22 protein-coding genes and 1 pseudogene are annotated in these 23,156 nt (G+C 67.6%); 15 read left to right on the top strand and 8 right to left on the bottom strand.

The window, feature by feature from the left end; genetic code table 11:
* The 8 genes and pseudogenes from NP4_RS42225 to NP4_RS35985 form a co-directional block, all read left to right on the top strand.
* Positions 1-353 (top strand): annotated as a pseudogene (locus tag NP4_RS42225) (hypothetical protein); the annotation flags it as partial.
* 124 nt (positions 354-477) lie between these two features.
* Positions 478-888 carry a nuclear transport factor 2 family protein gene (locus NP4_RS35955; protein WP_068007722.1) on the top strand — a complete coding sequence of 137 codons (411 nt, stop codon included), beginning with the start codon at positions 478-480 and terminating at the stop codon, positions 886-888.
* A 292-nt stretch (positions 889-1,180) separates the two neighbouring features.
* Positions 1,181-3,169, top strand: a complete 1,989-nt coding sequence (locus NP4_RS35960; RefSeq protein WP_068007727.1) for a glycosyl hydrolase family 18 protein — start codon at positions 1,181-1,183, stop codon at positions 3,167-3,169.
* Positions 3,170-3,322: 153 nt separating this feature from the next.
* Positions 3,323-4,423, top strand: coding sequence for an ABC transporter ATP-binding protein (locus NP4_RS35965; RefSeq protein ID WP_068007731.1), 1,101 nt, complete (start codon positions 3,323-3,325; stop codon positions 4,421-4,423).
* 18 nt (positions 4,424-4,441) lie between these two features.
* Complete coding sequence (locus NP4_RS35970) at positions 4,442-5,809, top strand: ABC transporter substrate-binding protein (protein WP_245997457.1); 1,368 nt, start codon at positions 4,442-4,444, stop codon at positions 5,807-5,809.
* Positions 5,806-6,660: a metallophosphoesterase gene (locus tag NP4_RS35975; protein WP_068007739.1), complete on the top strand. Its 855-nt coding sequence runs from the start codon at positions 5,806-5,808 to the stop codon at positions 6,658-6,660. Before NP4_RS35970 ends, NP4_RS35975 begins: the two co-directional genes overlap by 4 nt.
* Complete coding sequence (locus tag NP4_RS35980) at positions 6,660-7,607, top strand: carbohydrate ABC transporter permease (protein ID WP_082876529.1); 948 nt, start codon at positions 6,660-6,662, stop codon at positions 7,605-7,607. The genes NP4_RS35975 and NP4_RS35980 overlap by 1 nt, the downstream gene beginning before the upstream one ends.
* Positions 7,597-8,409 carry a carbohydrate ABC transporter permease gene (locus NP4_RS35985; protein ID WP_068007742.1) on the top strand — a complete coding sequence of 271 codons (813 nt, stop codon included), beginning with the start codon at positions 7,597-7,599 and terminating at the stop codon, positions 8,407-8,409. The genes NP4_RS35980 and NP4_RS35985 overlap by 11 nt, the downstream gene beginning before the upstream one ends.
* Positions 8,410-8,411: 2 nt before the next feature.
* On the opposite strand, the gene NP4_RS35990 is transcribed toward NP4_RS35985, so the two are convergent.
* Entirely contained in the window at positions 8,412-9,383 is a 972-nt protein-coding gene (locus NP4_RS35990) for an LppP/LprE family lipoprotein (protein ID WP_068007746.1), read from the bottom strand.
* A 62-nt stretch (positions 9,384-9,445) separates the two neighbouring features.
* Entirely contained in the window at positions 9,446-10,351 is a 906-nt protein-coding gene (locus NP4_RS35995) for a LysR family transcriptional regulator (protein ID WP_068007749.1), read from the bottom strand.
* A gap of 93 nt (positions 10,352-10,444) precedes the next feature.
* Between NP4_RS35995 and NP4_RS36000 the strand changes: the two genes are divergently transcribed.
* Positions 10,445-10,825, top strand: a complete 381-nt coding sequence (locus tag NP4_RS36000; RefSeq protein ID WP_068007752.1) for a hypothetical protein — start codon at positions 10,445-10,447, stop codon at positions 10,823-10,825.
* A 67-nt stretch (positions 10,826-10,892) separates the two neighbouring features.
* Positions 10,893-11,882 carry an AurF N-oxygenase family protein gene (locus NP4_RS36005; RefSeq protein WP_068007757.1) on the top strand — a complete coding sequence of 330 codons (990 nt, stop codon included), beginning with the start codon at positions 10,893-10,895 and terminating at the stop codon, positions 11,880-11,882.
* On the opposite strand, the gene NP4_RS36010 is transcribed toward NP4_RS36005, so the two are convergent.
* Genes NP4_RS36010 through NP4_RS36020 form a run of 3 tightly spaced genes read right to left on the bottom strand, consistent with a single transcriptional unit; the run spans position 11,849 to position 14,439 of the window.
* Positions 11,849-12,601 (bottom strand): TetR/AcrR family transcriptional regulator, encoded by a 753-nt coding sequence (locus tag NP4_RS36010; protein ID WP_245997466.1) that lies wholly within the window; start codon positions 12,599-12,601, stop codon positions 11,849-11,851. The genes NP4_RS36005 and NP4_RS36010 overlap by 34 nt on opposite strands.
* Positions 12,602-12,629: 28 nt before the next feature.
* Positions 12,630-13,061: an ester cyclase gene (locus NP4_RS36015; protein WP_068007764.1), complete on the bottom strand. Its 432-nt coding sequence runs from the start codon at positions 13,059-13,061 to the stop codon at positions 12,630-12,632.
* A 28-nt stretch (positions 13,062-13,089) separates the two neighbouring features.
* Positions 13,090-14,439: a carotenoid oxygenase family protein gene (locus NP4_RS36020; protein WP_068007769.1), complete on the bottom strand. Its 1,350-nt coding sequence runs from the start codon at positions 14,437-14,439 to the stop codon at positions 13,090-13,092.
* 97 nt (positions 14,440-14,536) lie between these two features.
* Between NP4_RS36020 and NP4_RS36025 the strand changes: the two genes are divergently transcribed.
* Positions 14,537-17,152 carry an AAA family ATPase gene (locus tag NP4_RS36025; RefSeq protein ID WP_068007772.1) on the top strand — a complete coding sequence of 872 codons (2,616 nt, stop codon included), beginning with the start codon at positions 14,537-14,539 and terminating at the stop codon, positions 17,150-17,152.
* Here NP4_RS36025 and mptB read toward each other — a convergent pair.
* Positions 17,126-18,655, bottom strand: a complete 1,530-nt coding sequence (mptB, locus tag NP4_RS36030; RefSeq protein ID WP_174556215.1) for a polyprenol phosphomannose-dependent alpha 1,6 mannosyltransferase MptB — start codon at positions 18,653-18,655, stop codon at positions 17,126-17,128. The genes NP4_RS36025 and mptB overlap by 27 nt on opposite strands.
* A 135-nt stretch (positions 18,656-18,790) precedes the next feature.
* Between mptB and NP4_RS36035 the strand changes: the two genes are divergently transcribed.
* The 3 genes from NP4_RS36035 to NP4_RS36045 all read left to right on the top strand — a co-directional run bounded on the left by NP4_RS36035 (position 18,791) and on the right by NP4_RS36045 (position 20,705).
* On the top strand, positions 18,791-19,135 hold the full coding sequence (locus NP4_RS36035) for a VOC family protein (RefSeq protein ID WP_068007778.1): 345 nt from the start codon (positions 18,791-18,793) through the stop codon (positions 19,133-19,135).
* A gap of 68 nt (positions 19,136-19,203) precedes the next feature.
* Positions 19,204-20,130 carry a non-homologous end joining protein Ku gene (gene ku, locus NP4_RS36040; RefSeq protein WP_068007782.1) on the top strand — a complete coding sequence of 309 codons (927 nt, stop codon included), beginning with the start codon at positions 19,204-19,206 and terminating at the stop codon, positions 20,128-20,130.
* A 44-nt stretch (positions 20,131-20,174) separates the two neighbouring features.
* On the top strand, positions 20,175-20,705 hold the full coding sequence (locus NP4_RS36045; RefSeq protein WP_062509903.1) for a GNAT family N-acetyltransferase: 531 nt from the start codon (positions 20,175-20,177) through the stop codon (positions 20,703-20,705).
* 20 nt (positions 20,706-20,725) lie between these two features.
* Here NP4_RS36045 and NP4_RS36050 read toward each other — a convergent pair whose 3' ends face one another.
* A complete protein-coding gene (locus NP4_RS36050) occupies positions 20,726-21,352 on the bottom strand; it encodes a hypothetical protein (RefSeq protein ID WP_062509904.1) in 627 nt (208 codons plus the stop codon).
* A gap of 182 nt (positions 21,353-21,534) precedes the next feature.
* On the opposite strand from NP4_RS36050, the gene NP4_RS36055 reads away from it, so the two are divergent.
* Complete coding sequence (locus tag NP4_RS36055; RefSeq protein WP_068007786.1) at positions 21,535-22,194, top strand: RDD family protein; 660 nt, start codon at positions 21,535-21,537, stop codon at positions 22,192-22,194.
* Here the strand turns inward: NP4_RS36055 and NP4_RS36060 are convergent.
* Entirely contained in the window at positions 22,191-23,057 is an 867-nt protein-coding gene (locus NP4_RS36060; protein WP_068007789.1) for a MetQ/NlpA family ABC transporter substrate-binding protein, read from the bottom strand. The genes NP4_RS36055 and NP4_RS36060 overlap by 4 nt on opposite strands.
* Between the last annotated feature and the right edge of the window lie 99 nt (positions 23,058-23,156).

Raw genomic sequence — 23,156 nt, forward strand, 5'->3', positions numbered from 1 at the left:
CCCCGCGAGCGACGACCACCGCGAAACCGCCCGCCCCGTCGAGCGCCCCCGCGGCCCCCACCACCACCACGAAACCGCCCGCGCCCCCGGTGGTTCAGCCCAAGACCACCACACCGCCGCCACCGCCACCGAGCAAACCGGCGACCACCACCGCGAAACCGCCTGCGCCGCAACAGACCCAGGCCCCACACACCACCCCGCCCGCCCCCACGCCCAAACCCGCTCCGGCCACGCAGGCCCCACCCCGCACCCCGGCCCCGCAGCCGTCGAAACCGCCTGCCCCGCACACCGCGCCGAACAAGCCGAGCGCACCGACCACCACCACGGTCCCGGTACCGCCTCCGCCGCGCTAGCCACCCGCCCCGCACGCGGCGATAAGCATCGCTTATCGGCGCGTGCGCGGATCGGCCCTCGATCACGACCCCCTCGCCGGGTTGACTCGACCGCAGAGCAATCCACCGCGAGAAAGGTCCGGCGATGAATACCGACAGCACCCCCAAGGACGTGGTCCGGCGCTACTTCGAAGCGCTCGCCACCGGCGATCAGGCCGCGATTCGCGATTCGTGGGCCGAGGACGGAACCTGTTGGTATGGCGGCGATCTGCCGATCTCGGGCACCTGGGAGGGCCGCGATCGGGTGATCGACGGCTTCCTGGCGACCGCGTTCGCGCATCTGGATCCCGAGCGCGAGGTGGGGCTGCGGCTCACCAATCTGTTCGGCGAGGGGGATCAGGTGTTCGCCGAATGGGATTCGTGGGCCACCGGCCGCACCGGCCGCCCCTACGACCAGAAGAACAGCGCGGTCTTCGTGGTTCGCGACGGCCGGATCACCCGCATGCGCGAGTACGCCGACACCCAGCACTGGGAGCGCGCCCTGGTCGAGCGGTGATCATCTCGACGATGATCGAATTATCCAGGCGCAGAACGATTTCCGGCCATCACGTCCAACCGGGCGTGTCGGTCGGTAGTTGAAAACATCTGGCACCGAAAGCTTTCCACATTTCCGCCAACGCCACCCACGGCGCATCCTCGAGTGGGATTATGGAATCGGCTCCGGATCTCGACGGTTGTCTGCGGACGTCGCCGGAATGCCCTCTCATACAACACTTTCTCCACTCGTCGTTGAATGCCCGCGTGGTCAGCGATCGAGTTCTGATGCGCAAGTTTCGCGAGGAGGAATTATGCGCTCAGCCAGAAGAACAGGACTCGCCGCAGCCGCGGCAAGTCTGCTCATCGGCGCCTTCGCGGCGTTCACGGCCAACAGTGCCGCGACACCCGCACCCACCGCAGCACCGGCCGCCGGTTCCGGCGGCGTCAAGATCGCCTACTTCAATCAGTGGTCGATCTACGAGAACGCCTATTACCCCAAGGCGGTGCACACCTCCGGCGTGGCCGACAAACTCGACTACATGATGTACGCCTTCGAGAACATCGATCCGGTCAATCTGACCTGCTTCGAGGCGAACAAGGCGGCCGATCAGAACGAGGACAACCCGAATGCCGGTGACGGCGCGGGTGATTCGTTCGCCGACTACGGCAAAACCTACGACGCCTCCAACAGCGTCGACGGTACGGCCGACGCCTGGAACGATCCGATCGTGGGCAACTTCAAACAGCTGAAGCAGCTCAAGGCCAAGCATCCGAATCTGAAGGTGCTGGTGTCGATCGGCGGCTGGACCTACTCGAAGTACTTCTCCGATGTCGCCGCCAGCGATTCGGCCCGCAAGAAGTTCGTCTCGTCGTGCGTGGACATGTTCCTGAAGGGCAATCTGCCGCAGCAGAACGGCTACGGCGGGCCCGGCACCGGTAAGGGCATCTTCGACGGCATCGACCTGGACTGGGAGTATCCCGGTGGCGGCGGCCACACGGGCAATCACGCCTCGCCCAACGACAAGGCCAATTTCACGCTGTTGGCGGCCGAGTTCCGCACCCAGCTCGACGCGCTGGGCAAGACCGACAACAAGCACTACGCGCTGACCGCGGCCGTCGCGGCCGGACAGGACAAGATCCGCAACTACGAGACCGATAAGCTCGGCAAGTATCTGGATCTGGCCAACGTCATGACCTACGACATGCACGGCGCATGGGATGCCAAGGGCCCCACCAACTTCCAGGACCCGATCTACAGCCGCCCAGACGATCCGATGAATCCGGTTCCGCCGGGGACCGCGAAATACAATATCGACGAGGCGATTACGGCCTGGACGACCGGTGACAGCGGCTACGGCATCGCCGGTGGCTTCCCGCCGGAGAAGCTGACCATGGGCTTCCCGTTCTACTACCGGGGCTGGACCGGAGTGGCCGCCGGCAAGGAGCACGGCCTGTTCCAGCCCGCCTCGGGTCCGGCTCCGGGCGCACCGGACTCGGGCAATGTCCCGGGCATCCGGATGTACAAGGAGCTGTCGGGTGTGGTCGACTCACCGTCCAAGACGTTCTTCGACCCCGTCGCGCAGGCCGCGTACTTCTATGACGGAACCAATTGGTGGGGTGGAGATTCCGTGCAGTCGATCAAGGCCAAGGCCGACTATCTGCACTGCAAGAATATGGGCGGCGGCATGATCTACTCCCTGGAGAACGATCCGGCCACCAAACTGTTCAACGCCGTGGTCGACGCGATCAACAGCTCACCGAGCGGATGCGGCACACCACCGACCACCACGACAGCTCCGCCGACCACAACCACCACGCCGCCGCCGACCACGACGACCACCCCGCCGCCGACGACGACAACGACTCCGCCGCCCACCACGACGACAACCACCCCGCCCGGGCCGGGAATCGTCAACGGGGACTTCGAGTCCGGCCAGCTGACCCCGTGGTCGTGCGCGGGCAATCTCGGATCGATCGTCGCCTCCCCGGTGCACGGCGGCAAGGCCGCCCTGTCGGCCACGCCGAGCAGCAGCGACAACGCCCAGTGCTCGGCCAAGATCACCGTCCAGCCCAACCACACCTACACCCTCGGGGCCTGGGTGAACGGTAATTACGTCTACCTCGGCGTAACCGGTTCGGGCACCACCGACACCTCCAACTGGACCCAGTCCACCGGCGGCAAGTACCAGCAACTGTCCACCAAGTTCACCACCGGCGCCTCGACCACGAGCGTCACGGTGTGGGTGCACGGCTGGTACTCCCAGGGCGCCTACTACGCCGACGACTTCACGCTCGGCTGACCCACAGGCGCCAAGACCCCGTCCGGAACCAACCCGCCGGACGGGGTCTTTCCCGTTCTCCTCTCGTCCGATCGACATCGCCTATCGCCCGCACCGATCCGGCCCGCCGCGTTCGAGACTGAGGCCATCGACCGGCGCGACGAAGGAGATCCGGTGGCTCAACTGCGAATCGAGGCGCTCACCAAGCGCTTCGGCGGTCACGATGCCGTGCGGGCGGTAAATCTGACCGTCGCCGACGGGGAATTCCTCGTGCTGCTGGGCCCCAGCGGCTGCGGGAAATCCACCCTGTTGCGAATGATCGCGGGGCTGGAGACGCCGAGTGCGGGGCGAATCCTGTTGGACGGCAGCGATATCACCGACCGGCCGCCGCAACGCCGCGATCTGGCGATGGTCTTCCAGAGCTACGCGCTGTACCCACATCTGACGGTGGCCGGCAATATCGGCTTCCCGCTGCGCACGCGGCGGCTGTCGCGGGCGCGGATCACCGAGCGGGTCGAACAGGTGGCCGCGACGCTGGAGTTGTCGCAACTGCTCGATCGCCGCCCGGCCGCGCTGTCGGGCGGGCAGCGGCAGCGAGTCGCCCTGGCGCGGGCCATGGTTCGCGATCCGGGCGCCTTCCTGATGGACGAACCGCTGTCGAATCTGGACGCCAAACTGCGCGCCGCGACCCGGGCCGAACTGACCGCCCTGCATCGGCGGCTCGGCGCGACCTTCCTCTACGTCACCCACGACCAGGTCGAGGCCATGACCATGGCCACCCGGATCGCACTGCTCGACGCCGGGGCCGTCGCGCAGATCGGCACGCCCGCACAGCTCTACGATCGGCCGCGCTCGATCTTCGTGGCCGGATTCCTCGGATCACCGCCCATGAATCTGTTCGCGGCCGTGGTTTCCCGCCGCGCGGACGGCGTGCGGGTGCTGGCCGAGGGCATCGATACCGCGTTGGGCGTATCCGGCGATATCGACGACCGCCCGGTGATCGCCGGGATCCGACCCGAGAAGCTGTGCCTGGACCCGCGGGCGAATGCGGTGCGCGGTGTCGTCACCCTGGTCGAGAACCTCGGTGGCGAGGAATTGATCCATGTGACGGCCGGTTCGGCCACGCTCTGCGCGCGGGCGCCGCGACCGTCGGGCGCGCGCGTGGGTGAGCGGATCGGCTTCGGCGTCGATCCCGAGGATGTGCATCTGTTCGATCCCGAGTCCGGCCTGCGTCTGAGTTGGCGGCCCACCGCCGCGCTCGCCCCCGTTTCCTGAATCATGAGGAGAATTTCCGTGCAACGCACCCTGCCCGCCCTGGGCCTGGTGGTGGCCAGCGCCGTCGCCCTGTCCGGCTGCGGTCTGGCCGCCACCGGCGGCAGCGCCGCCGACGCGGCCGCACCGATTCCGAAACTGCGCCCCGATCAACAGGTTTCGATCGTCTTCGAGTCCTACAACTATGGTCTGGCCGGTGCGTGGACCGACACCTTCGACGCGCTGATCGCCGATTTCACCCGGACGCATCCGACCATCACGGTGACCGCGCAGAAACCACAGGGCAACAGCCCCAATCCGGCCACCGACACCATCTCCAGCATCCAGACCCAGATGGTCGCCGGACATCCGCCGGATGTGGCCCAATTGGGTTTCAGCGACCTGGATTTCACCATCCATCAGCTCGGCGCGAAACCGCTGGACACCCTGGTCGGCGACGAGGTGCGACGCAACTTCGACGGCGCGAGACATCCCTATGCGCCCCGAGCCCGCACCCTCGACGACTGGGACGGCCACACCTACGGCGTACCGTTCGTCTTCTCCACACCCGTGTTGTATTACAACGCAACACTTTTCCAACAGGCCGGACTCGATCCCGCGCACCCGCCGAGCACCTGGCAGGAGGCCGCCGACGCCGCGCGGGCCATCGCCGCCGAGACCGGTAGGGGCGGGCTGTACATCGACTGCTTCACCAAATCCGCCAAGGACTGGTGTCTGCAATCGCTGGTGCGATCCAATGGGGGCCGGGTCGTCTCCGCCGATCGCCGCACCCTGACCTATGCCGACGAACCCGGAATCGAGGTCGCCCGATTCGGGCAGCAATTGGTCGCCTCCGGGGCCATGCCGAAGCTGGATCAGAAGCAGGGGTACGAGGCGTTCGCCCGCGGCGAGATCGGCATGATTCTCGAAACCAGCGCCATTCAGGGCACATTCACCGCGGGCACGAAGGACCGCTGGGAGCTGCGCTCGGCCGCCATGCCCGCATTCGGCGATCGGCCCACGGTGCCGACGAATTCCGGTGCGGGACTGCATATCCTGTCCGGCGATCCGGCCAAGCAGCGGGCCGCGTGGGAGCTGATCGAATTCCTCACCAGCGAGGCCGCCTACATCCGGATCGCCCAGGGCATCGGATATCTGCCGCTGCGCACCGGACTGCTCGACGATCCCGACGGTCTGCGCGACTGGTCGCGGCGCAATCCGCTGCTGGCCCCGAATATCGCGCAGCTGGATCGGATGGAGCCGTGGATCTCGTTGCCCGGCAACAACTATCTGCAGATCCGTGACGCCATGATGACCGCGGTCGAGTCGACCGTATTCCAGGGCGCGGATCCCCGCGCCACCCTCACCGCCGCCCGTGACGCGGGCGCGAAACTGCTCCCGGCGTCATGAGCGATCTGACTCTGGTCCAGCTCACCGACACCCATCTGAGGCCCGCCGGAGAATCGGTGCCCGGCGGCGTGGACACCTACGCCAACCTGATCCACGCCCTGGACCGAGTGCGCGCCGCGGGCGACCGGATCGACGCCCTGATCCTGTCCGGTGATCTCGCCGACTCCGGCGCACCGGCGGCCTACCGGCGACTGCGCGCGGCGGTCGAACCGGTGGCCGCCGAACTGGGCGCGGCGGTCGTCTACGCCATGGGCAATCACGACGAGCGCATCGCCTTCGGCGTCGAACTGCTCGGAATCGACTGCGCCGCCGCCGATTCCAACCTTCCGCACGACGACGTCACCTGGGTGTCGGGCCTGCGGATCATCACACTCGACAGCACCACCCCGCACCGCCACGACGGCCGCTTGGAGCCGGGGCAGCTGATCTGGCTGCGCGAACAGCTGCGCACACCCGCGCCGCGCGGCACGCTGCTGGTGCTGCACCACCCGCCGATCCCGTCCGCCAACCCGGCGACCGAGATGCTCAAACTCCAACAGCCCGAACAGCTCGCGGCGGTCGTGGCCGACAGCGATGTGCGCATGATCGTCTGCGGCCACAACCATCTCACCGCGGCCGCGGCGCTGGCCGGAGTTCCGGTGTGGATCGGGCCCGCACTGGCCTATCGGCTCGATCCGATGGCTCCGGCGGGCCGGCATCGGGGGCTGGCCGGATTCGGCTTCAGCCGCATCGACGTCATCGGATCGACCTTCCTCGCCACGGCGATCGAGGCGACTCCGGCCGCGGTGGTATACGAGCGGCCACAGGTCGATGTGCTCGCCGAGTTGGCGACGCTTGCGGGCGAGGGCTGATGTTCGTCGTCGATATCGAGGCGACCGAACCGGTTGCCGCCCAGCCCGTTACACCTCGGCGACGGCTCGAACCGAGTGCGGCCGGGCGTCTGGCAGCGCCCTACTTGTATCTCGCGCCCGCGCTGATACTGCTGGTGGTGTGGACCTACCGACCGCTGCTGCAAGCGATCGAACTGTCCACCTATTCGTGGAACCTGCTGCCAACCGCGCCGATGCGGCCGGTCGGACTATCGAATTATCAACGGCTGCTGGCACTTCCGTCGTTCACCGACTCGCTGTGGCGAACCGTCGTCCTGATCGGCGGACTGCTGCCCTTCACGGTGGTCCTGCCGGTCCTCATCGCCCTGGCCGGTCGCCGCGTGCACCGGCGGGCCCGAACCGCCTATCAGGCGGTCTTTTTCGCGCCGTTCCTCGTCGCCCCCGTCGCCGCGGCGGCGGTGTGGCGCTGGCTGCTCACGCCCGGCGCGGGCGCGGTGGACCGGATACTGGGTTCGCGACGCAACTGGGTGTACGAGGCGTCGAGTGCGCCGTGGGTGATCATCGTTATCACCGGTTGGCAGCTGCTGGGCTTCGCGGTGCTGATGGTGTGGGCCGGATTGACCGGTATCAGCGGCCATTACGACGAGGCCGCGCGGGTGGACGGGGCGAGCCCGGGGCAGATCCTGCGTTGGATCACCCTGCCGCTGCTCACACCGACGATCGCCTTCCTGGTGCTGACGACCGTACTGCTCAGTCCCACACTGACCTTCCCGCTCATCGACACGATGACCCAGGGCGGCCCGGCGGGCGCGACCACCAATATCTACTACCTACTGTGGGATTACGCCTTCCACAGCTTCGACGCCGGGCTCAGCGCGGCTGCCGGAGTGCTGCTGTTCCTCGGATTCGGGACGGTCGCCGCTGTCCTGGTCTGGATCTCGGAAAAGGTTGCCTTCCATGATGATTGAGCGACTGCGCACGGCCGGAAGCCATCTGCTGCTGGTGGTGACGGCGGTGGTGTGCGCGTTCCCGATCTACTGGTTGTTCGCGACCTCACTGCGCCGCCCGCAGGATGTGGGCTCGCTCTCGCCACTGCCCTGGCCGCCCTCGCTCGCCAATTACGCCGACGCCGCGCACAAGGTCGACATCGCGGGGTTGGCGGCCAATACCTTTCTCGTCGCGACGCTCTCGGCGGCCGGTCAGTCGCTGGTGGCGCTGCTGGCCTCCTACGCCTTCGCGATGTACCGCTTTCCGCTGCGGCGAGTGCTGTATCTGGCGTTCGTGGGGACCTGGCTGGTGCCCTACCAGGTGACCATGCTGCCCAACTATCTGCTGCTGAACCGATTCGGATTGATCGATTCCCTGGTGGGCGTGGTGCTTCCGACGCTGTGTTCGGCCCTGGCGGTACTGATGCTGCGCGGGCATATGAACTCCTTTCCCAAGGAGTTGGTAGCCGCGGCGAAGATGGACGGGCGCTCGTCGTGGTCGATTCTGTGGACGGTCGTGGTTCCGAATCTGCGGTCCGCCCTGGCGGCGCTGGCGATCCTGCTGTTCGTCAACGCCTGGAACGAATACTTCTGGCCCGCGGTGGTGCTGCGGCGTTCGAATGCGGTGCTGCAGCTGGGTTTGCGCAGTTTCCTGGGCGCGGAGGGAGACCAGTGGGGGCCGATGATGGCCGTGGCCGGACTGGCCTGTCTGCCGGTGCTACTGCTCTACCTGGCGCTGCAGCGCCACATCGTCGACGCGTTCGTGCGCTCGGGGTTGAAATGACCTCAGTGACAGATCTTGTCGGCGACGTCCTTCGGTACGCCCTTCTCCGCGCAGGGAATCGCGCTGCCCAGACTCACCGGTTGCCAGCCGCCGTCGACGGCGACGTAGTGGAACAGCACACGGGCGGCCTGAGTGGTGCCGCCGTGGGATCCGCTGACGGCCATCGCCCACTCCCCCGCACAGTCGATTCCGTCCTCGAGTTCGACCGGTTTGGCCAACCGCGATTCGATGTCCGTGCCGCGCAACGCCGCCACCAGAACGGACTTGCTGACCGGGCAGACCGGCGGCGGTCCGGCCGGATTCGGATCGGTCACCTCGCGCGGAATATCGCGATCGGGCGTGACCGTGTGGCCGTCGGCTCCGAGGGTGTAGGTCACCACCACCGGGCCGCCCGACGGACAGCAATTGGCGTCATTGCCCACCAGCCAGCGGTATTTCACCTGCACGGCCCGGGCGGAGGAACCCACCACCGAGGTGTAGCTGGTGTTGTTCTTGGTCGCGGTGCCCAGATAGCCCGCGTGGTCGAAGAACAGCACATGCCACGGCGAGCTGGCCGTGCCGCGTGGCGTCGCGGCCAGCACCCACAACATATCCGGGCACGAGCCGACGGCCGCGTCGGTGCCGCTGTCGGCGAAGTAGCCGTCACCGCCGACGCCGGGGCCCAGGGAATTGATCGCGGCGGTCACCACGGGCGAGTGCAGATCGACGCACGCGCCGTTTCCGGCGGTGGCGGGCGCGGTGCCGCCGGACGGTTGCTGATCCGGTGCGGGTGGCTGCTGAGCACCCGGCGAACCGCCGGAGCCATTGCCATTACCTGTGCCGGGCGGGGCGGCGACGGTGGACGATACGGCCGAATGTCCCGGCGTCCCCGACGGCGACCCCCCGGTCGCCGTCGTTGTCCCGCCGCTCTGACACGCCGCCGCCGACAGGGTCACCGCGGCCACGGCCGCGATGATGCCGACGATTCGCTTCATGGACTGTCCTTTCGACTTGTTCTATCAACAAGTTCGAGCGACGGACCGATACGGTTACGCCCTCAATTCTCCGGGCACGAGCTGTCGAGACACTCCACGAACAGCGCGACCGCCGGATTCGTCTGCTCGGCCCGCCACACCGCGTACAGATCGAGTGTGGGCACCGGATCCGACAGCTTCACCGCGACCGGACCGCCGCCCGGCGCGCCCATACCCAGCGACAGCGCCCGCGGCAGGGATGCGAAGCCGACCAGCGGCCGCACCGACACCATATGCGCTGTCGCACCGGGATCGTCGGCGAGGTGGGCCAGATCCAGCGCGATGCGATTGTCGGCGGCGGCCCGGAGTATGGAGTCGTACATGGCCGGGCACTGCTCGCGGGCGAACAGCACACACTGCTGTCCGGCCAGTTCGGCGAAGCGCACATCGGTGCGCGCCGCCCAGCGATGGCGACGGCCGACGACCGCGACCAGCGGAATCCGTTGCAGCACCCGGCGATAACCGAACCGCGCGGTAGCGGGATGGCCGTACACCAGCGCGAGGTCCAATGTCCCGTCGGCCAATCCGGCCAGCTGCGGCCCGGTGCGCTTCTCCCACAGCGACACCACCACACCGGGATGACGTTCGGTCATGCGGGCCAGTGCGTCGGGCAGCACGTGCCGCGAGGCGGGCAGGTTGTAGCCGATGTTCAACGCGCCCGCCCGGCCCTCGGCGGTCGCGCGGGCCGAGCGGGCGGCCGCCTCCATCTGGGCCACGATCCGCCGTGCCCGGCTTTCGAATTCACGCCCGGCCGCGGTCAGGCGAACCTCATGGGAGTTGCGCGAGACCAGTTGCACGCCGACGGATTTCTCGAGCTTCTGCAACTGCGCGCTCAGACTGGGCTGGGTCAGGTGCAGCCGCTGCGCCGCGCGGCCGAAGTGCAGTTCCTCGGCGAGGGCGAGGAATGAGACCAGATGTCGGAACTCCATCGCCGCGAACGCTAGTCACACCAGGCGACCGATCGGTGGCCGCGCGGTGAACCGCGCGCGGTTGGGATACCGGTGGCGGGTTATCCACTCGGCATGCACCGCATCGTATTCACCGTGTCCGTCGTGATCGCGGCACTGCTTCCGGCCTCGTGTGACTATGTGGGCGGCGGCAGTTCGGTCGCGCCGTCCAGCGAGGGCCCGTCGTACGGCACCACCACCTCCGCGTTGCCCAGCGCTCCCGTGCGAGCGCCCTCGGGCACCGCGCCCGGGCAGGTCCGCCGCCAGTCCTGTAAGGACCTGGTGGACAAGCTGAACAAGATCCGCGACGAACAGGGCCAGCCGGGCGTCGACCGGGCGGTCGCGGACGCCATCGCCGAGTATCCGACCAAACCCGACTGGCCGGTCCTCACCCCGGATCAGCGGCAGGCGGCCGTCGACGGCGCGCACGACGCGGCAACGGGCAAGTGCCCCTGATCATTCCACCGTTGTCTGAGACCGCGAGTACCATATATCCTTGAGGGACCCGCCGGAGGAGGCACCGATGACGTTGTCCGACACCCGCCGCACCGATCCGTTCGGCCCCGCGTACCGCGAGACCCTGCAAACCCTGTCCGAGGGCTCGGTGCATCGGAATTTCGATCCCTATCTCGATATCGACTGGGACGGTCCGGAATTCGCGATCGATCCGGACGATCCGCGCTGGATACTCGATCCGGAGATAGATCCGCTCGGCGCGACGCGCTGGTATCGCGAACAGTCCCGCGACAGGCAGATCGAGATCGGCAAGTGGCGCATCGCGAATGCGATCAAGGTCGGCGCCGCATTCGAGAGCGTGCTCATTCGCGGGATGATGCAGTACATCATGAAGCTGCCCAACGGCTCCCCCGAATTCCGGTACTGCCTGCACGAGATGACCGAGGAATGCAATCACATCCAGATGTTCCAGGAACTGGTGAATCGGATCGGGGTGGACGTTCCCGGTATGCGGCCGGTGTTCCGGATGCTGTCGCCGTTCATCGGGGTGGCCGGTGGTTACGCGCACATCATCCTGTTCATCGGCATTCTCGGCGGCGAGGAGCCGATCGATCACTATCAGAAGGCGCTGATCCGGGCCGGCGGCGATATTCCCCCGGCGGTCCTGCGCACCATGGAGATTCATATCGCCGAGGAGGCTCGGCACATCTCCTTCGCCCACGAATATCTCACCGCGCATATCGAGCGGCTGGGACTGCCGTCGAAGGCGGTGTGCGCCCTGGCCTTTCCGATGGCCATGCGGTGGCTGGCCGGTGAGATCATGGCTCCCCCGCGCTCGTTCGCACGGCAATTCGACATTCCGCGCGAGGTGATGCGCGAGGCGTTCTGGCGCGCACCGAATTCGCGTCGGATCCTGTCGGGCTATTTCGACGATGTGCGCAAACTCGCGGATGATCTCGGGCTGATGAAACCGCCCGCGCGGCTGCTGTGGCGGGCGCTGGGCATCGACGGACCGACCTCGCGCTACCGCAGCGAACCGCTGCGGCGCGCCGCCTGATCCGGCACGGGCGTCGCCAGGTCGTCGAGCAGTTCCAGCAGCGGCTGATTCGGATCGAGAACGATGCCGTGCGCGCGGGATACGCCGTCGAGAATGCTCCACGCATAGCTCGCGATCTCGGCGATGAGCGCGCCGCGACTCAGCGCCGGATCCGGATCGCGCGCCCAGCGGGTGACCGTGGCCTCGGTCATCGACACGATCGCGAAGGTCATGGTGTCGATCACGGGCGGGTCGGCCACGCCGACCACGCCCGCCAGGCCGGTCACCAGCCGCGCGGCCCGATCGGTGATCGCGGCGAGCAATCCGGTCAACGCGTCGCGGTCCACCGGATCGTCGGCCGCGGGTCCGCCGCGCAGACATTCGTGCAGCCGGGGATGATCACCGATCCAGTCCACCACCACCCCGACCGCCCGGGCCACGATCCGCGCGATCGAACCGTCGGCGATATCCAGCGCGGTGTCCAGCGCGTCGGTGAATCGGGCCGCGATCTCCGAGCGCACCCGCCGATCCAATTCGTCGCGCCCCGAGAATTGCCGATACAGCACCGATTTCGCCAGTCCGGACCGGTCGGCGATCTGCTGGGAGGAGATCGCCGCGCCGGGCACGCTCTCCTCCACCAGTTCGATCGCCGCCGCGATGATCCGGGCCCGGCGTTCGGCATTGTGCGGCTCCCAGCGCGCCTGCCGCCCACCCGTCGCCTCCGCTGACGCATCCGACACGTCCCGAGTGTATGCGGCGGCGGGCATTTCAGAACTGGACGCCGAGTTGGGCCAGCAGGACGTGAACATCGGAATTGAGCCAGTACTCGGCGAGTTCGCCGTCCTCGATGCGCAGGGTGTCGGTCCCGGTGAAGCTGATCGATGTGCCCTGCGGCGCGGTCGCCCCGGGGAAGCCGCCGCCGTAGGTTCCGGTGGCGATCCAGCGCAGCGCGCTCAGGCAGCCGTCCACGATCGGGCCGACCTCGACGTGAAAGACCAGTTCCGAGAAGGCGGCCCGAATCCGGGCGATCCAGTCGACCAGTCCCTGCGGACCGCGTACCGCGCTGCCGTCGAACATGGCGGCGTGCACGGTGAAGTCGGGTGCGATGAGGCTGGTGGCGGCGCTGTAGTCGCCGTTCCACAGGGCGATCCAGCCGGTGAGCAGTTCTTCGGCGCGGTCGGTGGCGGTGGTCGATTCCATAATGAAACTCCTCGAGTGCGAGAGGTTTTCAGTGCTCGGACGGGATCCAATGCCCGTGGATTCCGGCGGGCACGCGCTGCGGCAGATCCACCGCGGCGATCGGCTCGCTCAGATCGGCGGCATCGAGGATGAGCAGCTGGGCGGCATTCGCCTCGAGGTCGCTGACGATGGTCATGAGATAGCCGTCGTCCTCGCGGGTCGCGCCCGCGGCGGGAGCGAATACGGCCTCGCCGGGCATGCGGCCCGGGCCGTGGGCGAACAGCTCTCGCTGTCCGGTCCGGGTGTCGTATTTGACGGTGTGGTAGCCGCTCAGTCCCGCGCCCGGGAAGCCGACCGCGTAGCTGTAGCGGTTGACCACACCGGTGCGGTCGTCGTTGATCGCCGGGAATTCGATCACCAGATCGTCGAGACCCTCCTCGGTGGCCGTGCCGGTCGCGGGATCGAGAATCCAGCGATGGAAGGTGCTGCCGACGCCGAGGGTGTCCGGATAGCCCGGCGCGCCGACCCACCACTTCCACGAGGTCTCCCACGCCGAACGGTCGAAGCGCGGGGCCTCCAGCACGATTCGGCCGCGATCGTCGATATAGGAATTCGTGACGTGCAGGATCGCGGCCTTGTTCGCCAATTCGAACCACATGACCTGTCCGTCGCCGTGGCGGGGCAGGACGCCGATACGAAACGGCGCGGCGTCGTTCCAGCTGTAGGGGATGCCCGAATGCTCGTTGGGATCGAATTCGACCGGCGAGTGCAGGAAGATCGCGTGCTCGGGGGTGATCGCGAAATCGTGCATGAGCGAGGGTCCCGCGCCATCGACCACGGTCGAGCGGACGATCTCGCCGGAGGCGTCGGCGACGTAGTAGATCAGATATGGCGGGAACGGGCTGTAGGAGTAGAAGTGCAGCTCACCGGTGACCGGATCCACCTTCGGGTGGGCGGTCATCGAGCTGGTCAGTTTGCCGCCGAAGTCGTAGGCGCCGACCGTCTCCAGTTCACCGGTCACCTCCCACGGCAGATTCGCCTCCTGCAGCGCCAGATAGCGGCCGGCGTGGAAGATGATGTTGGTCGCGGCCGGGCTGACCTCGAGTTCGGTGCCGGTGAACGGAACGCCGTCCAGATAGGGCGTCTTCACCCAGCGGTTGCGGTACCACTGCGCGCGGCCGCCCGACAGGCGGATGCCGTGCAGCATGCCCGCGCCGCGGAACCAGTGGGTCGGCGTCACACCGGGTTTGGGGTTGTGGCCGTTGCGGAAGTAGCGGCCGTCCAGATCATCGGGCAGCGTCCCGTGCACCTTCAGCTCGAACGCGGTGAGCTCGTCGGCGGTCGGTTCGAAATGACCGCTGAGGTACGGCGGCCGGTTGGCTTCGGTGTGGTTTTCCATGCGATGAGCTTCGCGTTCGGCCGAATGCGTTCGCGTCGGTGATACCTACCTATCCCGACGTGCCACCCACCGACTCATCGGTCATGATGCAGGGGATATGGATTCCTTGATCGGACGCCGGGACGAAATGGCGCGACTGCGCACCCTGTTGGACGAGGCGAAGCGGTCGCACGGCGGCGCGCTGCTGGTACTGGGCGAGGCGGGAATCGGCAAGAGCGCGTTGCTGGCCGAACTCGGCGAATCGGCCGCCGGATTCGTGGTTCTCCGCGCGGTGGGCGCGGAATTCGAGACCGAGCTGCCGTATTCGGGGCTGCATCAGCTGTGCTCGTCGGCGCTGACGCATCTGGACCGGCTGCCGCCCGCGCAGGGCCGGGCGCTGCGGATCGCGTTCGGCATGGAGGTCGGCACACCCGATCCGTTCCTGGTCGGGGCCGCGACGCTCGGACTGCTACTGGAATACGACGGACCGGTGCTGTGCCTGGTCGACGACGCGCATTGGCTCGATCGCGAATCGGCGCGGGCGCTGGCCTTCGTGGCGCGCCGCGTCGATGCCGAACGGGTGGCGATGGTATTCGCGGCGCGTGAGGACGCGGGTGAGCTGAATCCGCTGCCGCGGTTGGCGGTCGAACGACTCGGTGAGGCCGAGGCCGATGCGCTGTTGGCGCGGGAGTTGCGCGGGCCGCTGGACGATCGGGTGCGGGCCCGCATTCTGGCCGAGGCGCGCGGCAATCCGCTGGCGCTGCTGGAACTGCCCCGGACCACTGGATTGGGCGCGCTGGCAGGCGGATTCGAGCTGCCCGCTCCGGCCGCCGCCGAGCGCAGCTACCGCGCCCGGCTCGCGGTGCTGCCCGAATCGGTTCGGCTGCTGCTGACCGTCGCCGCGGCCGAACCGGTCGGCGATCCCGGTCTGCTGTGGCGGGCGGCGGCGTTGCTCGGGGTGGCGGGGGCGGCCGATGAGGAGGTGCCGCTGGTCGAGTTCGGTACGCGGGTGCGGTTCGTACATCCGCTGGCCCGGTCGGCGGTGTATCAGGCGGCGAGCGATCGGGATCGGCGGCGCGCGCACGACGCGCTGGCGCGGGTGAGCGATCCGGTCGCCGATCCGGACCGGGTGGCCTGGCATCGCGCGCAGGCCAGTGTCGGTCCGGATGCGGAGGTGGCCGCGGCGCTGGCGCTTTCGGCCGCCCGCGCACAAGCCCGCGGCGGGGTGGCGGCCGCGGCGGCGTTCCTGGAGCGTTCGGCCGCACTGACATTCGATCCCGAACTGCGGGCCGAGCGGGTGCTGGCGGCGGTGCAGGCCAAACTGTCGGCGGGTGATTTCGACGCCGCGGCCGAATTGTTGTCGACCGTCGATTCCGAGGATCCGCAGGCGGATCTGCTGCGCGGGCGAATCTCGTTCGCCCGCTATCGCGGCGGCGATCATCCCACCGGGCATCTGCTCCGCGCGGCCGCGAAACTGGCCGGGCGCGAACCGGATCGGGCCCGGGACTGCTATCTGGACGCGATCGAGACCGCGGTGCTCATCGGCGGTCTGGACGCGGTGATCGCGGCCGCGCGGACCGCGCCTCGGGCATCGGAGCATCCGATAAGCGCCGATCTGCTGCTCGACGGCATGATCGCGCTGTTCACCGAGGGGCATGCGGCCGCGGCGAAACTATTGCGCCCGCTCGTCGCCGATGGTGACGACGAGGTCTGGAGCAGGTGGCCGACCCTCGGTTTCCTGCTCGCGCTGGAGCTGTGGGACGCCGAGGCCATGCGCGGCATCGGGACGCGCGTCGCCGCGGCGGGCCGCGGTTCCGGCTCGTTCCACATGCTGCCGATCGGATTGGCCATGCTCGCCACCGTCACCGCGCACAGCGGCGATTTCGGTGCGGCGCAGGCGATGATCTCCGAAGAGGAGGCGATCGCGGCGGCCACCGGCGCGGCCCCGCTGGTGTACCCGCGCATCCATCTGGCCGCGCTCCGCGGCCGCCGCGCCGAGGCCGAGGAGTTGTTCGCCACGGCCGGACCCCATCTGACCCTCAGCGTCCACTACGCGACCGCCGTACTGCACAACGGCCTGGCCGATTACCCCACGGCCCTGCGTGCGGCCGAAAAGGCCGTCGCCACCGGCGATCTCGGCATCGCCGGACTCGCCCTGCCCGAATTGATCGAGGCCGCGACGCACTGCGGCGCGCCCGAGGCGGCCCGCACCGCGCTCACCGACCTGACCGAACGCATCGGCCCCGACGGCCACCCGTGGGGCATCGGCGTCGAAGCCTGCGCGGGGGCGATGGTGCACGAGGACGAGGACGCCTACCGCCACGCTCTGGCCGTACTGGAAACCAGTCCGATGGCGATCTGGCGCGCCCGCGCCCATTTGCTCTACGGCGAATGGCTACGCCGCAAAGGCCGCCGCCGCGAGGCCCGCGCCGAACTACGCCGAGCCCACGACCAACTCACGGAGCTGGGCGCCGAAGCCTTCGCCGCCCGAGCCGCCGCCGAACTCCGAGCCACCGGCGAACACGCCCGCCGCCGCACCACCCAACCCTCCGACACCCTCACCGTCCAGGAAGTCCACATAGCCCGCCTGGCCGCCACCGGCTCCACCTCCAAAGAAATAGCCGCCACCCTGTTCCTCAGCCCCCGCACGGTAGACGCCCACCTACGCAACATCTTCCGCAAACTATCGATCACCTCCAGGCGACAACTACGAGACGTCCCGGCCCTGCGGTGACGAGAGCGCGATTCGGCGACGCGGCCACGGTAGTGCTTTTCGGGTCAGTGCGATGAAGGCGATCGTGACGAAGATGGTTGCCGAGGCCGCTTCGATGATCTGGAAAACGCCGAAATCCGCGCCGCGGGGCATTTGCAGGAGCGCGACGAGCACGGTCAGTAGGATCGCCGGACCGCGGAAGGTCGCGGTCCTGGCCCACGCGGCCAGTGGGACGATGGCCCACAGCAGGTACCACGGCTGCACCACCGGCGACAGCAGGACCAGTGCGCCCAGCGAAATACCCAGAGCGCCGATCGGATGCACCCGGCCGGCCCAGGCCCCCAGCAGCATTCGCAGCGCCACGAAGCCCGCGGCGGCCAGCGCGATCGGGCGGGTGATGCTCAGCAGCGCCGTGGTGTGATCGCCCAAACCCAGAAGGACACCGGCGAATCCGGTGACGATGCCGAGCGCGGTCGGCAGCGACATCCAACTGCGAACGGCCCGAGCGACATCCAGGGTGTAGATCCAGCCGAATCCCAGCCCGCTGCCCCAGCAGACGAACACGACGGTCGTCAGCGCGATCGTCGCCAGCACCGCCGCGACGGCCAGCACCGGACCCACTCGCCGGCCCCAATGCCGCGCCAGCGCCATTCCGACGAAACCCAGCGCGACGATCGCGGGCAGTTTCACCATCGCCGCCAGTGAGATCAACACCGCACCGGACACCAGCAGCGCCCACGCCCGTCGATCATCCAGACGTGGTGCGGCACCGACGTTTTCGGGAAACGCCCGAAGGCAGATCTCCGAACCGGTCAGCATGAGCCCCAGCATCAAGGTCTCGTTGTGCACCCCGGCGATCAGATGGAACAGCACCAGCGGATTGGCCGCACCCAGCCACAGCGCGGCCACCGGCGACACCCCGCACCGGCGAGCCAGCCGCGGCAGCGCCCAGACGATCAGCGCCAGACCGCCGAGTTCGAGCAGCCGATGCGCCCAGACACCGAGCAGAATATCGTCGCCGGTCAGTTCGGCGATACCGCGCCCGATCCACAGAAACAGCGGCTCGTAGGGCGCGGGCGTCGCACGCCAGATATTGGGCACATTATTGGTGAGAATATTGTCCAGCCCGAGCCCGGCCGCCGGGCCGACCACATACGGATCCATCCCGCGCTGCGCGATTTCGCTCTGTGCCAGATACGAATACACGTCATTGGAGAACATCGGCGGCGCGACCACCAGCGGCGCCGACCACACCGCCAGCGTGCGCACGAGCTGAGCGCGACTCGATCGCGGCGCGCACGCGCCGACGGCGAAGCGCCCCAGCAGCAACCATGCCAGCACCACCGCGACCACGCCGATCATGCACATCGCCAACATAGACGTCGGAACCCGCGCGAACAGCCCCGCCACCCGCATTCCCGAGACGGGATTCTGCTGAACCGGCTGCGCGCCGACGCCCAGCGCGCTGATCGCCATGACCGCCGTACCGGTCGCCCCCAGCAATCGAATCCGCCGGATCCCCATCGGATTTTCCACCGCCCGCACCCCGGCGAGCCTAGCCGTCGCCGATCGGTCAGGAATCGAGAAGCCGCGCACCGGCCCACGGCCATAACGTTTCCGGCGACGGAGTTCGAAACAACGAATCAAGGAGTACCTCCGATGACGAACACACTCGACGCGATCCTCTACCCGGTGACCGACATCGAGGCGGCCAAGGCCCAGTTCACCGCCCTGCTCGGTGTCGAACCCGCCATGGATCAGCCCTATTACGTGCATTTCGAGACCCCCGGCGGCCAGGCGGTCGGCCTGGTACCCGATGGGCAGGCCCGCGGCATGATCGGCGCGACCGCCTTCTGGACCGTCGACGATATCGACGCCCACGTCAAGACGCTGGTCGAGGCGGGCGGGACCGTCACCGAGGAGGCCCACGACGTGGGCGGCGGCAAGCTGGTCGCGATCGTGAAGGACGCCCAGGGCAATGTGATCGGCCTGGCCCAGTCCTGACCTTCGGCGATTGCGCCGGACGCCGTTTCGCCGGACAATCCGGGCCATTCGTCAGTACTCTCGAACCTATGCGGTCGATCTGGAAGGGCTCCATCGCGTTCGGGCTGGTGAATGTCCCGGTGAAGGTCTACACCGCCACCGAGGACCATGACATCCGGTTCCATCAGGTGCATGCCAAGGACGGGGGTCGAATCAAGTACGACCGCGTGTGCACGGTGTGTGGTCAGTCGGTGCAGTACGCCGATATCGATAAGGCCTACGAATCCCCCGAGGGCGACCGGGTGATTCTCACCGACGAGGATTTCTCCAAGCTGCCGGTGGCCGAGAAGCATGAAATTCCGGTACTGCAGTTCGTCCCGGCGGAGCAGATCGATCCGATTCTGTTCGAACGCAGCTATTACCTCGAACCGGATTCGAATACACCGAAAGCCTATGTGCTGCTTGCCAAGACGCTCGAGCAGACCGATCGCGTCGCACTGGTGAACTTCACGCTGCGGCAGAAGACCCGCCTGGCCGCGCTGCGGGTGCGCGACGGGGTGCTGCTGCTGCAAACGCTGCTGTGGCCCGATGAGGTGCGCGCGGCGGATTTCGAATCGCTCGACGGCGTGGCCGAACCGCGCAAGCAGGAACTGTCGATGGCCGAGACACTGGTCGACAGCATGTCCGACGATTTCGATCCGGATATGTATACCGACGAATATCAGATACAGCTGAAGAAGATGCTCGACGAGGCCATCGAGTCGGGATCCAGCAAGGTCACCCGCCCGGCCGAACCCGCGCCCGCGGAAATGGACGCCGAGGTCGTCGACCTGGTCGCGGCCCTGCAGCGCAGCCTCGAGGCCAGCGGGCGGCGCGGCACGACCAAGGCCGAACCCGCGGCCAAGAAGGCCGCGAAGTCGACGGCCAAGAAACAACCGGCCGAGAAGGCCGCGAAGAAGGCGACCAAGAAGGCCGCGAGCAAGGCGACCAAGCAGTCGGCGCGCAAGGGCGCCTGACCCGTCACCCAAGGTCGGGCGGCTGGGCTGGCAAACTGTCGGCCATGGAAGCCGACATAGCCATCGTTCCCATGGGCCTCGGTCACCTGCGTGAGGTCCTCGACCTCGGTGACGAGGTGTTCGATACCAATACCAAGCCCTATACCTCGTGGTCGCTGACCTCGATCGCCGAACATCTGGACAATCCCGACGGATCCTGCTGGGTCGCCCTGGACTCGGACCGTGTGGTCGGTTTCGTGCTCGGCTCCATGGAGTTCGAGCTGCGCGAGGACTGGGCCTATCTGGAATGGATCGCCGTCGCCCCGCATATGCAGGGCCTCGGCATCGCGGGCCGCCTGGTGGACATGTGCTGCGCGACCCTGTTCTCCCGCGGCGCGCGCCGCATCGTCACCGACGTCGAAATCGACAACTCGGCTTCGGCTGCGCTGATGACGCGGCACGGCTTCACCGAGGGCACCACGGTCACCCTGCTGGTCCGCCCCAATCCGGATCAGCCCGAGGCCGGGGCCGATACGCCCAACCTGTCCCCCGCCACCAAGCGCACCTTCGCGCGCACCGGTCGCCTGCGTCGCTGAAAGCTGTCATACCCCCGCACTCACTGAGGCTCTTTGGCCGCCCGCTCCCTGCCCTCGGCGAAGAAGTCCAGCAGCGCGGCGACCGTGGGCACCTCGGCGCGAGTGCGCATGGCCCCGAACGGCGCGTTCCAGAACTCGCCGGTGCGGCGGGTCCACGGGCCGACGTAGGCATAGGGTTGCGGATTGTCCCAATCACCGGGCGAGACACCGAAATTGGTCTGATCAACGGCGACGGACAGGTCGAAGTGTTCGGGCCACAGCGTCGGCGGCTGGTCGCCGAATCGGCGCAGCGCGGTGTCGCCGACGGCGAACCAGCCGTGGATCTGTTCGGTCGCCTCGGCGTCGAGGGTGAATCCCTCCTCCGGATCCATATCGGTGCCGTCGCTGTAGAGCCCGGGCGGTGGTCCCTCGGCCTCGAATCCGGCCTGTTCGGCGATTTCGGCATAGCTACCGCGCAGCGGGGTGCGGCCCTCCGGCCACACCAGTTCGCTGCCGACCACCGACACCGGCCATTTCACGCCGACGAAACCACCCAGCACGATGCGCATGCGGACAGTACCGAACCGCCGGTACTGCGGACCGGCGATCAGCAGTTCCGAGACCGCGTGCAGGGCGAAGCGGGTGTCCTCGTAGGTGATGTCGTCCACCCGACCATCATCACCACACTCGAGGTCTCGGTCGTGGCAATTCCGCCGGGTTTGCCGCGTGTTTCCACGACGGTTCGCGCATACTTGGCGCGGGCTCACCGGTTTGCCGCGGTTCCGACACTGTTCCACCCCGGTCGTTGCGCTCACTCGTCCCACAGTTCGTCAGCGTCGGAGGCCCTGAAATGACCGATCCGCATGCCCAGCAACCGTTTCCGCAACAGCCCGGCCAGGGCACGCCGCCGCCCGGCTACGGCTCACCCGAATCCGGTTACGGCACGGGCCAACCCAGCTACGGCGCCCCGCCGCCCGGTTACGGTCCGCCGCAGGGCGGCTATCCGCCCGCACCCGGTTATCAGCCCTACGGCCCGCCCCCGCCGTACGCCAGCTGGGGCGCCCGGGTCGGCGCGGCCCTGATCGACGCCCTGATCATCGGCGTACCCGCCGCGATCTTCTACACCCTCGGCATCGTGGTCGGCTCCACGGATATGACCTGTACGACCGATGACAGCCCCGGCTCCTACAGCACCTCCTGCAGCGGCGGTCTGTCGGCGGGCGGAGTGATCCTGATGCTCATCGGCGCCCTGATCGCCCTGGCGGGCGGGCTGTATCTGCTCTACCGCGAGGGCGTTACCGGCCAGACGCCCGGTAAGAAGGTGCTCGGCATCAAGCTGATCCGCGAGGCCGACGGCCAGGTGATCGGCTTCGGCATGTCCATCGTGCGCCGGATCTGCCATGTCGTCGACGGCATCCCCTGCTACCTGGGCTATCTGTGGCCGCTGTGGGATGAGAAGCGGCAGACCTTCGCCGATAAAATCCTCAACACCATCGTGGTCAAGGTCTAGCCGCGGAACTTCGCCTCGAGCTGGGCCAATGTCGCCTGCAGATCCGCGGCGTCGTTGGACTTGAAGATGCCGTCGAAGCCCGCCTCCGCGCGGATCGCGGCCTCGACTTCCGGATCGTGGTAGAGCCGCACCAGTTTCGCCAGCCTCGGGTCGTCCCTGTCGGCGGCCCGGGCGGCGAAGATATTGATGTACTGCTTCAGCTCGGGGCGCTGCGGATCGTCGGTGAAGATCACCTGATCGTGGGTCAGGCCCGCCTGTCGCGCGAAGGTGTCGTCGACGAAGGCCGCGTCGACACTTTCCAGCGATTGCGCGGTCAGCGTCGGATCGATGGTGGTCAGCCTCACCCGCGACGCCGCGGTGTCGACGTCCTCGAGTTTGGAATCCCAACTGGGACCGCCCTTCAGGACGACCAGTCCGGCCGCCGCCAGGCCCAGCAGCGGCCGGACCTGATTCGCGGGGTTGTTGCTCAGGGTGATCTGCGCGCCCTGCTGGAGTTCGGAAACCGATCTGTGCTTCTTCGAATACAAGGTCAGCGGATAGATCTCGGTCGCGCCGATCGGCACCAGGGTGTCGTGGTTGCGGACGTTGTAGTTCGCCAGGTACCGGACGTGCTGGAATTTGTTGAGATCGATACGCCGTTGCGCCAGGGCGGGATTGGGTTGGTTGTAATCGGTGAAGTTCACGAACTCCACCGTGATGCCCGCCGCGGCCGCCTTGCTCTTGTACACCTGCCAGTGCGGCTGCGCGAGATCGTTCACACCGATGCGCACCACGTCGGCGCTGTGCTCGGCGCCACAGGAGGAGGCGGCCAGGGCCAGCGCGAACAGGACGGGAATCGCCAGATAGCGGCGTAGCCTTCGCATTTCGGGCATATTAGACGTTCGTGGCTCTGGGTTGCCAGAGTTTCGCTCAGGCGAATCGGAAACCTTGTTTCCGGTTCGCTTCACCCGCTTGGATTGCCG

Source organism: Nocardia pseudobrasiliensis NBRC 108224 (assembly GCF_001613105.1).
GTDB classification, from domain to species: Bacteria; Actinomycetota; Actinomycetes; order Mycobacteriales; family Mycobacteriaceae; genus Nocardia; species Nocardia pseudobrasiliensis.

What these genes read in the sequence shown, in the direction of transcription:
- NP4_RS35990 (WP_068007746.1), bottom strand. Translation starts at nt 9,383, where the DNA reads ATGAAGCGAATCGTCGGCATCATCGCGGCCGTGGCCGCGGTGACCCTG.
- NP4_RS36025 (WP_068007772.1), top strand. Translation starts at nt 14,537, where the DNA reads ATGGATTCCTTGATCGGACGCCGGGACGAAATGGCGCGACTGCGCACC.
- NP4_RS36005 (WP_068007757.1), top strand. Translation starts at nt 10,893, where the DNA reads ATGACGTTGTCCGACACCCGCCGCACCGATCCGTTCGGCCCCGCGTAC.
- NP4_RS36020 (WP_068007769.1), bottom strand. Translation starts at nt 14,439, where the DNA reads ATGGAAAACCACACCGAAGCCAACCGGCCGCCGTACCTCAGCGGTCAT.
- NP4_RS35995 (WP_068007749.1), bottom strand. Translation starts at nt 10,351, where the DNA reads ATGGAGTTCCGACATCTGGTCTCATTCCTCGCCCTCGCCGAGGAACTG.
- NP4_RS36060 (WP_068007789.1), bottom strand. Translation starts at nt 23,057, where the DNA reads ATGCGAAGGCTACGCCGCTATCTGGCGATTCCCGTCCTGTTCGCGCTG.
- NP4_RS35985 (WP_068007742.1), top strand. Translation starts at nt 7,597, where the DNA reads ATGATGATTGAGCGACTGCGCACGGCCGGAAGCCATCTGCTGCTGGTG.
- NP4_RS35955 (WP_068007722.1), top strand. Translation starts at nt 478, where the DNA reads ATGAATACCGACAGCACCCCCAAGGACGTGGTCCGGCGCTACTTCGAA.
- mptB (WP_174556215.1), bottom strand. Translation starts at nt 18,655, where the DNA reads ATGGGGATCCGGCGGATTCGATTGCTGGGGGCGACCGGTACGGCGGTC.
- NP4_RS36015 (WP_068007764.1), bottom strand. Translation starts at nt 13,061, where the DNA reads ATGGAATCGACCACCGCCACCGACCGCGCCGAAGAACTGCTCACCGGC.
- NP4_RS35980 (WP_082876529.1), top strand. Translation starts at nt 6,660, where the DNA reads ATGTTCGTCGTCGATATCGAGGCGACCGAACCGGTTGCCGCCCAGCCC.
- NP4_RS36045 (WP_062509903.1), top strand. Translation starts at nt 20,175, where the DNA reads ATGGAAGCCGACATAGCCATCGTTCCCATGGGCCTCGGTCACCTGCGT.
- NP4_RS35960 (WP_068007727.1), top strand. Translation starts at nt 1,181, where the DNA reads ATGCGCTCAGCCAGAAGAACAGGACTCGCCGCAGCCGCGGCAAGTCTG.
- NP4_RS36055 (WP_068007786.1), top strand. Translation starts at nt 21,535, where the DNA reads ATGACCGATCCGCATGCCCAGCAACCGTTTCCGCAACAGCCCGGCCAG.
- NP4_RS36035 (WP_068007778.1), top strand. Translation starts at nt 18,791, where the DNA reads ATGACGAACACACTCGACGCGATCCTCTACCCGGTGACCGACATCGAG.
- NP4_RS36000 (WP_068007752.1), top strand. Translation starts at nt 10,445, where the DNA reads ATGCACCGCATCGTATTCACCGTGTCCGTCGTGATCGCGGCACTGCTT.
- NP4_RS35975 (WP_068007739.1), top strand. Translation starts at nt 5,806, where the DNA reads ATGAGCGATCTGACTCTGGTCCAGCTCACCGACACCCATCTGAGGCCC.
- ku (WP_068007782.1), top strand. Translation starts at nt 19,204, where the DNA reads ATGCGGTCGATCTGGAAGGGCTCCATCGCGTTCGGGCTGGTGAATGTC.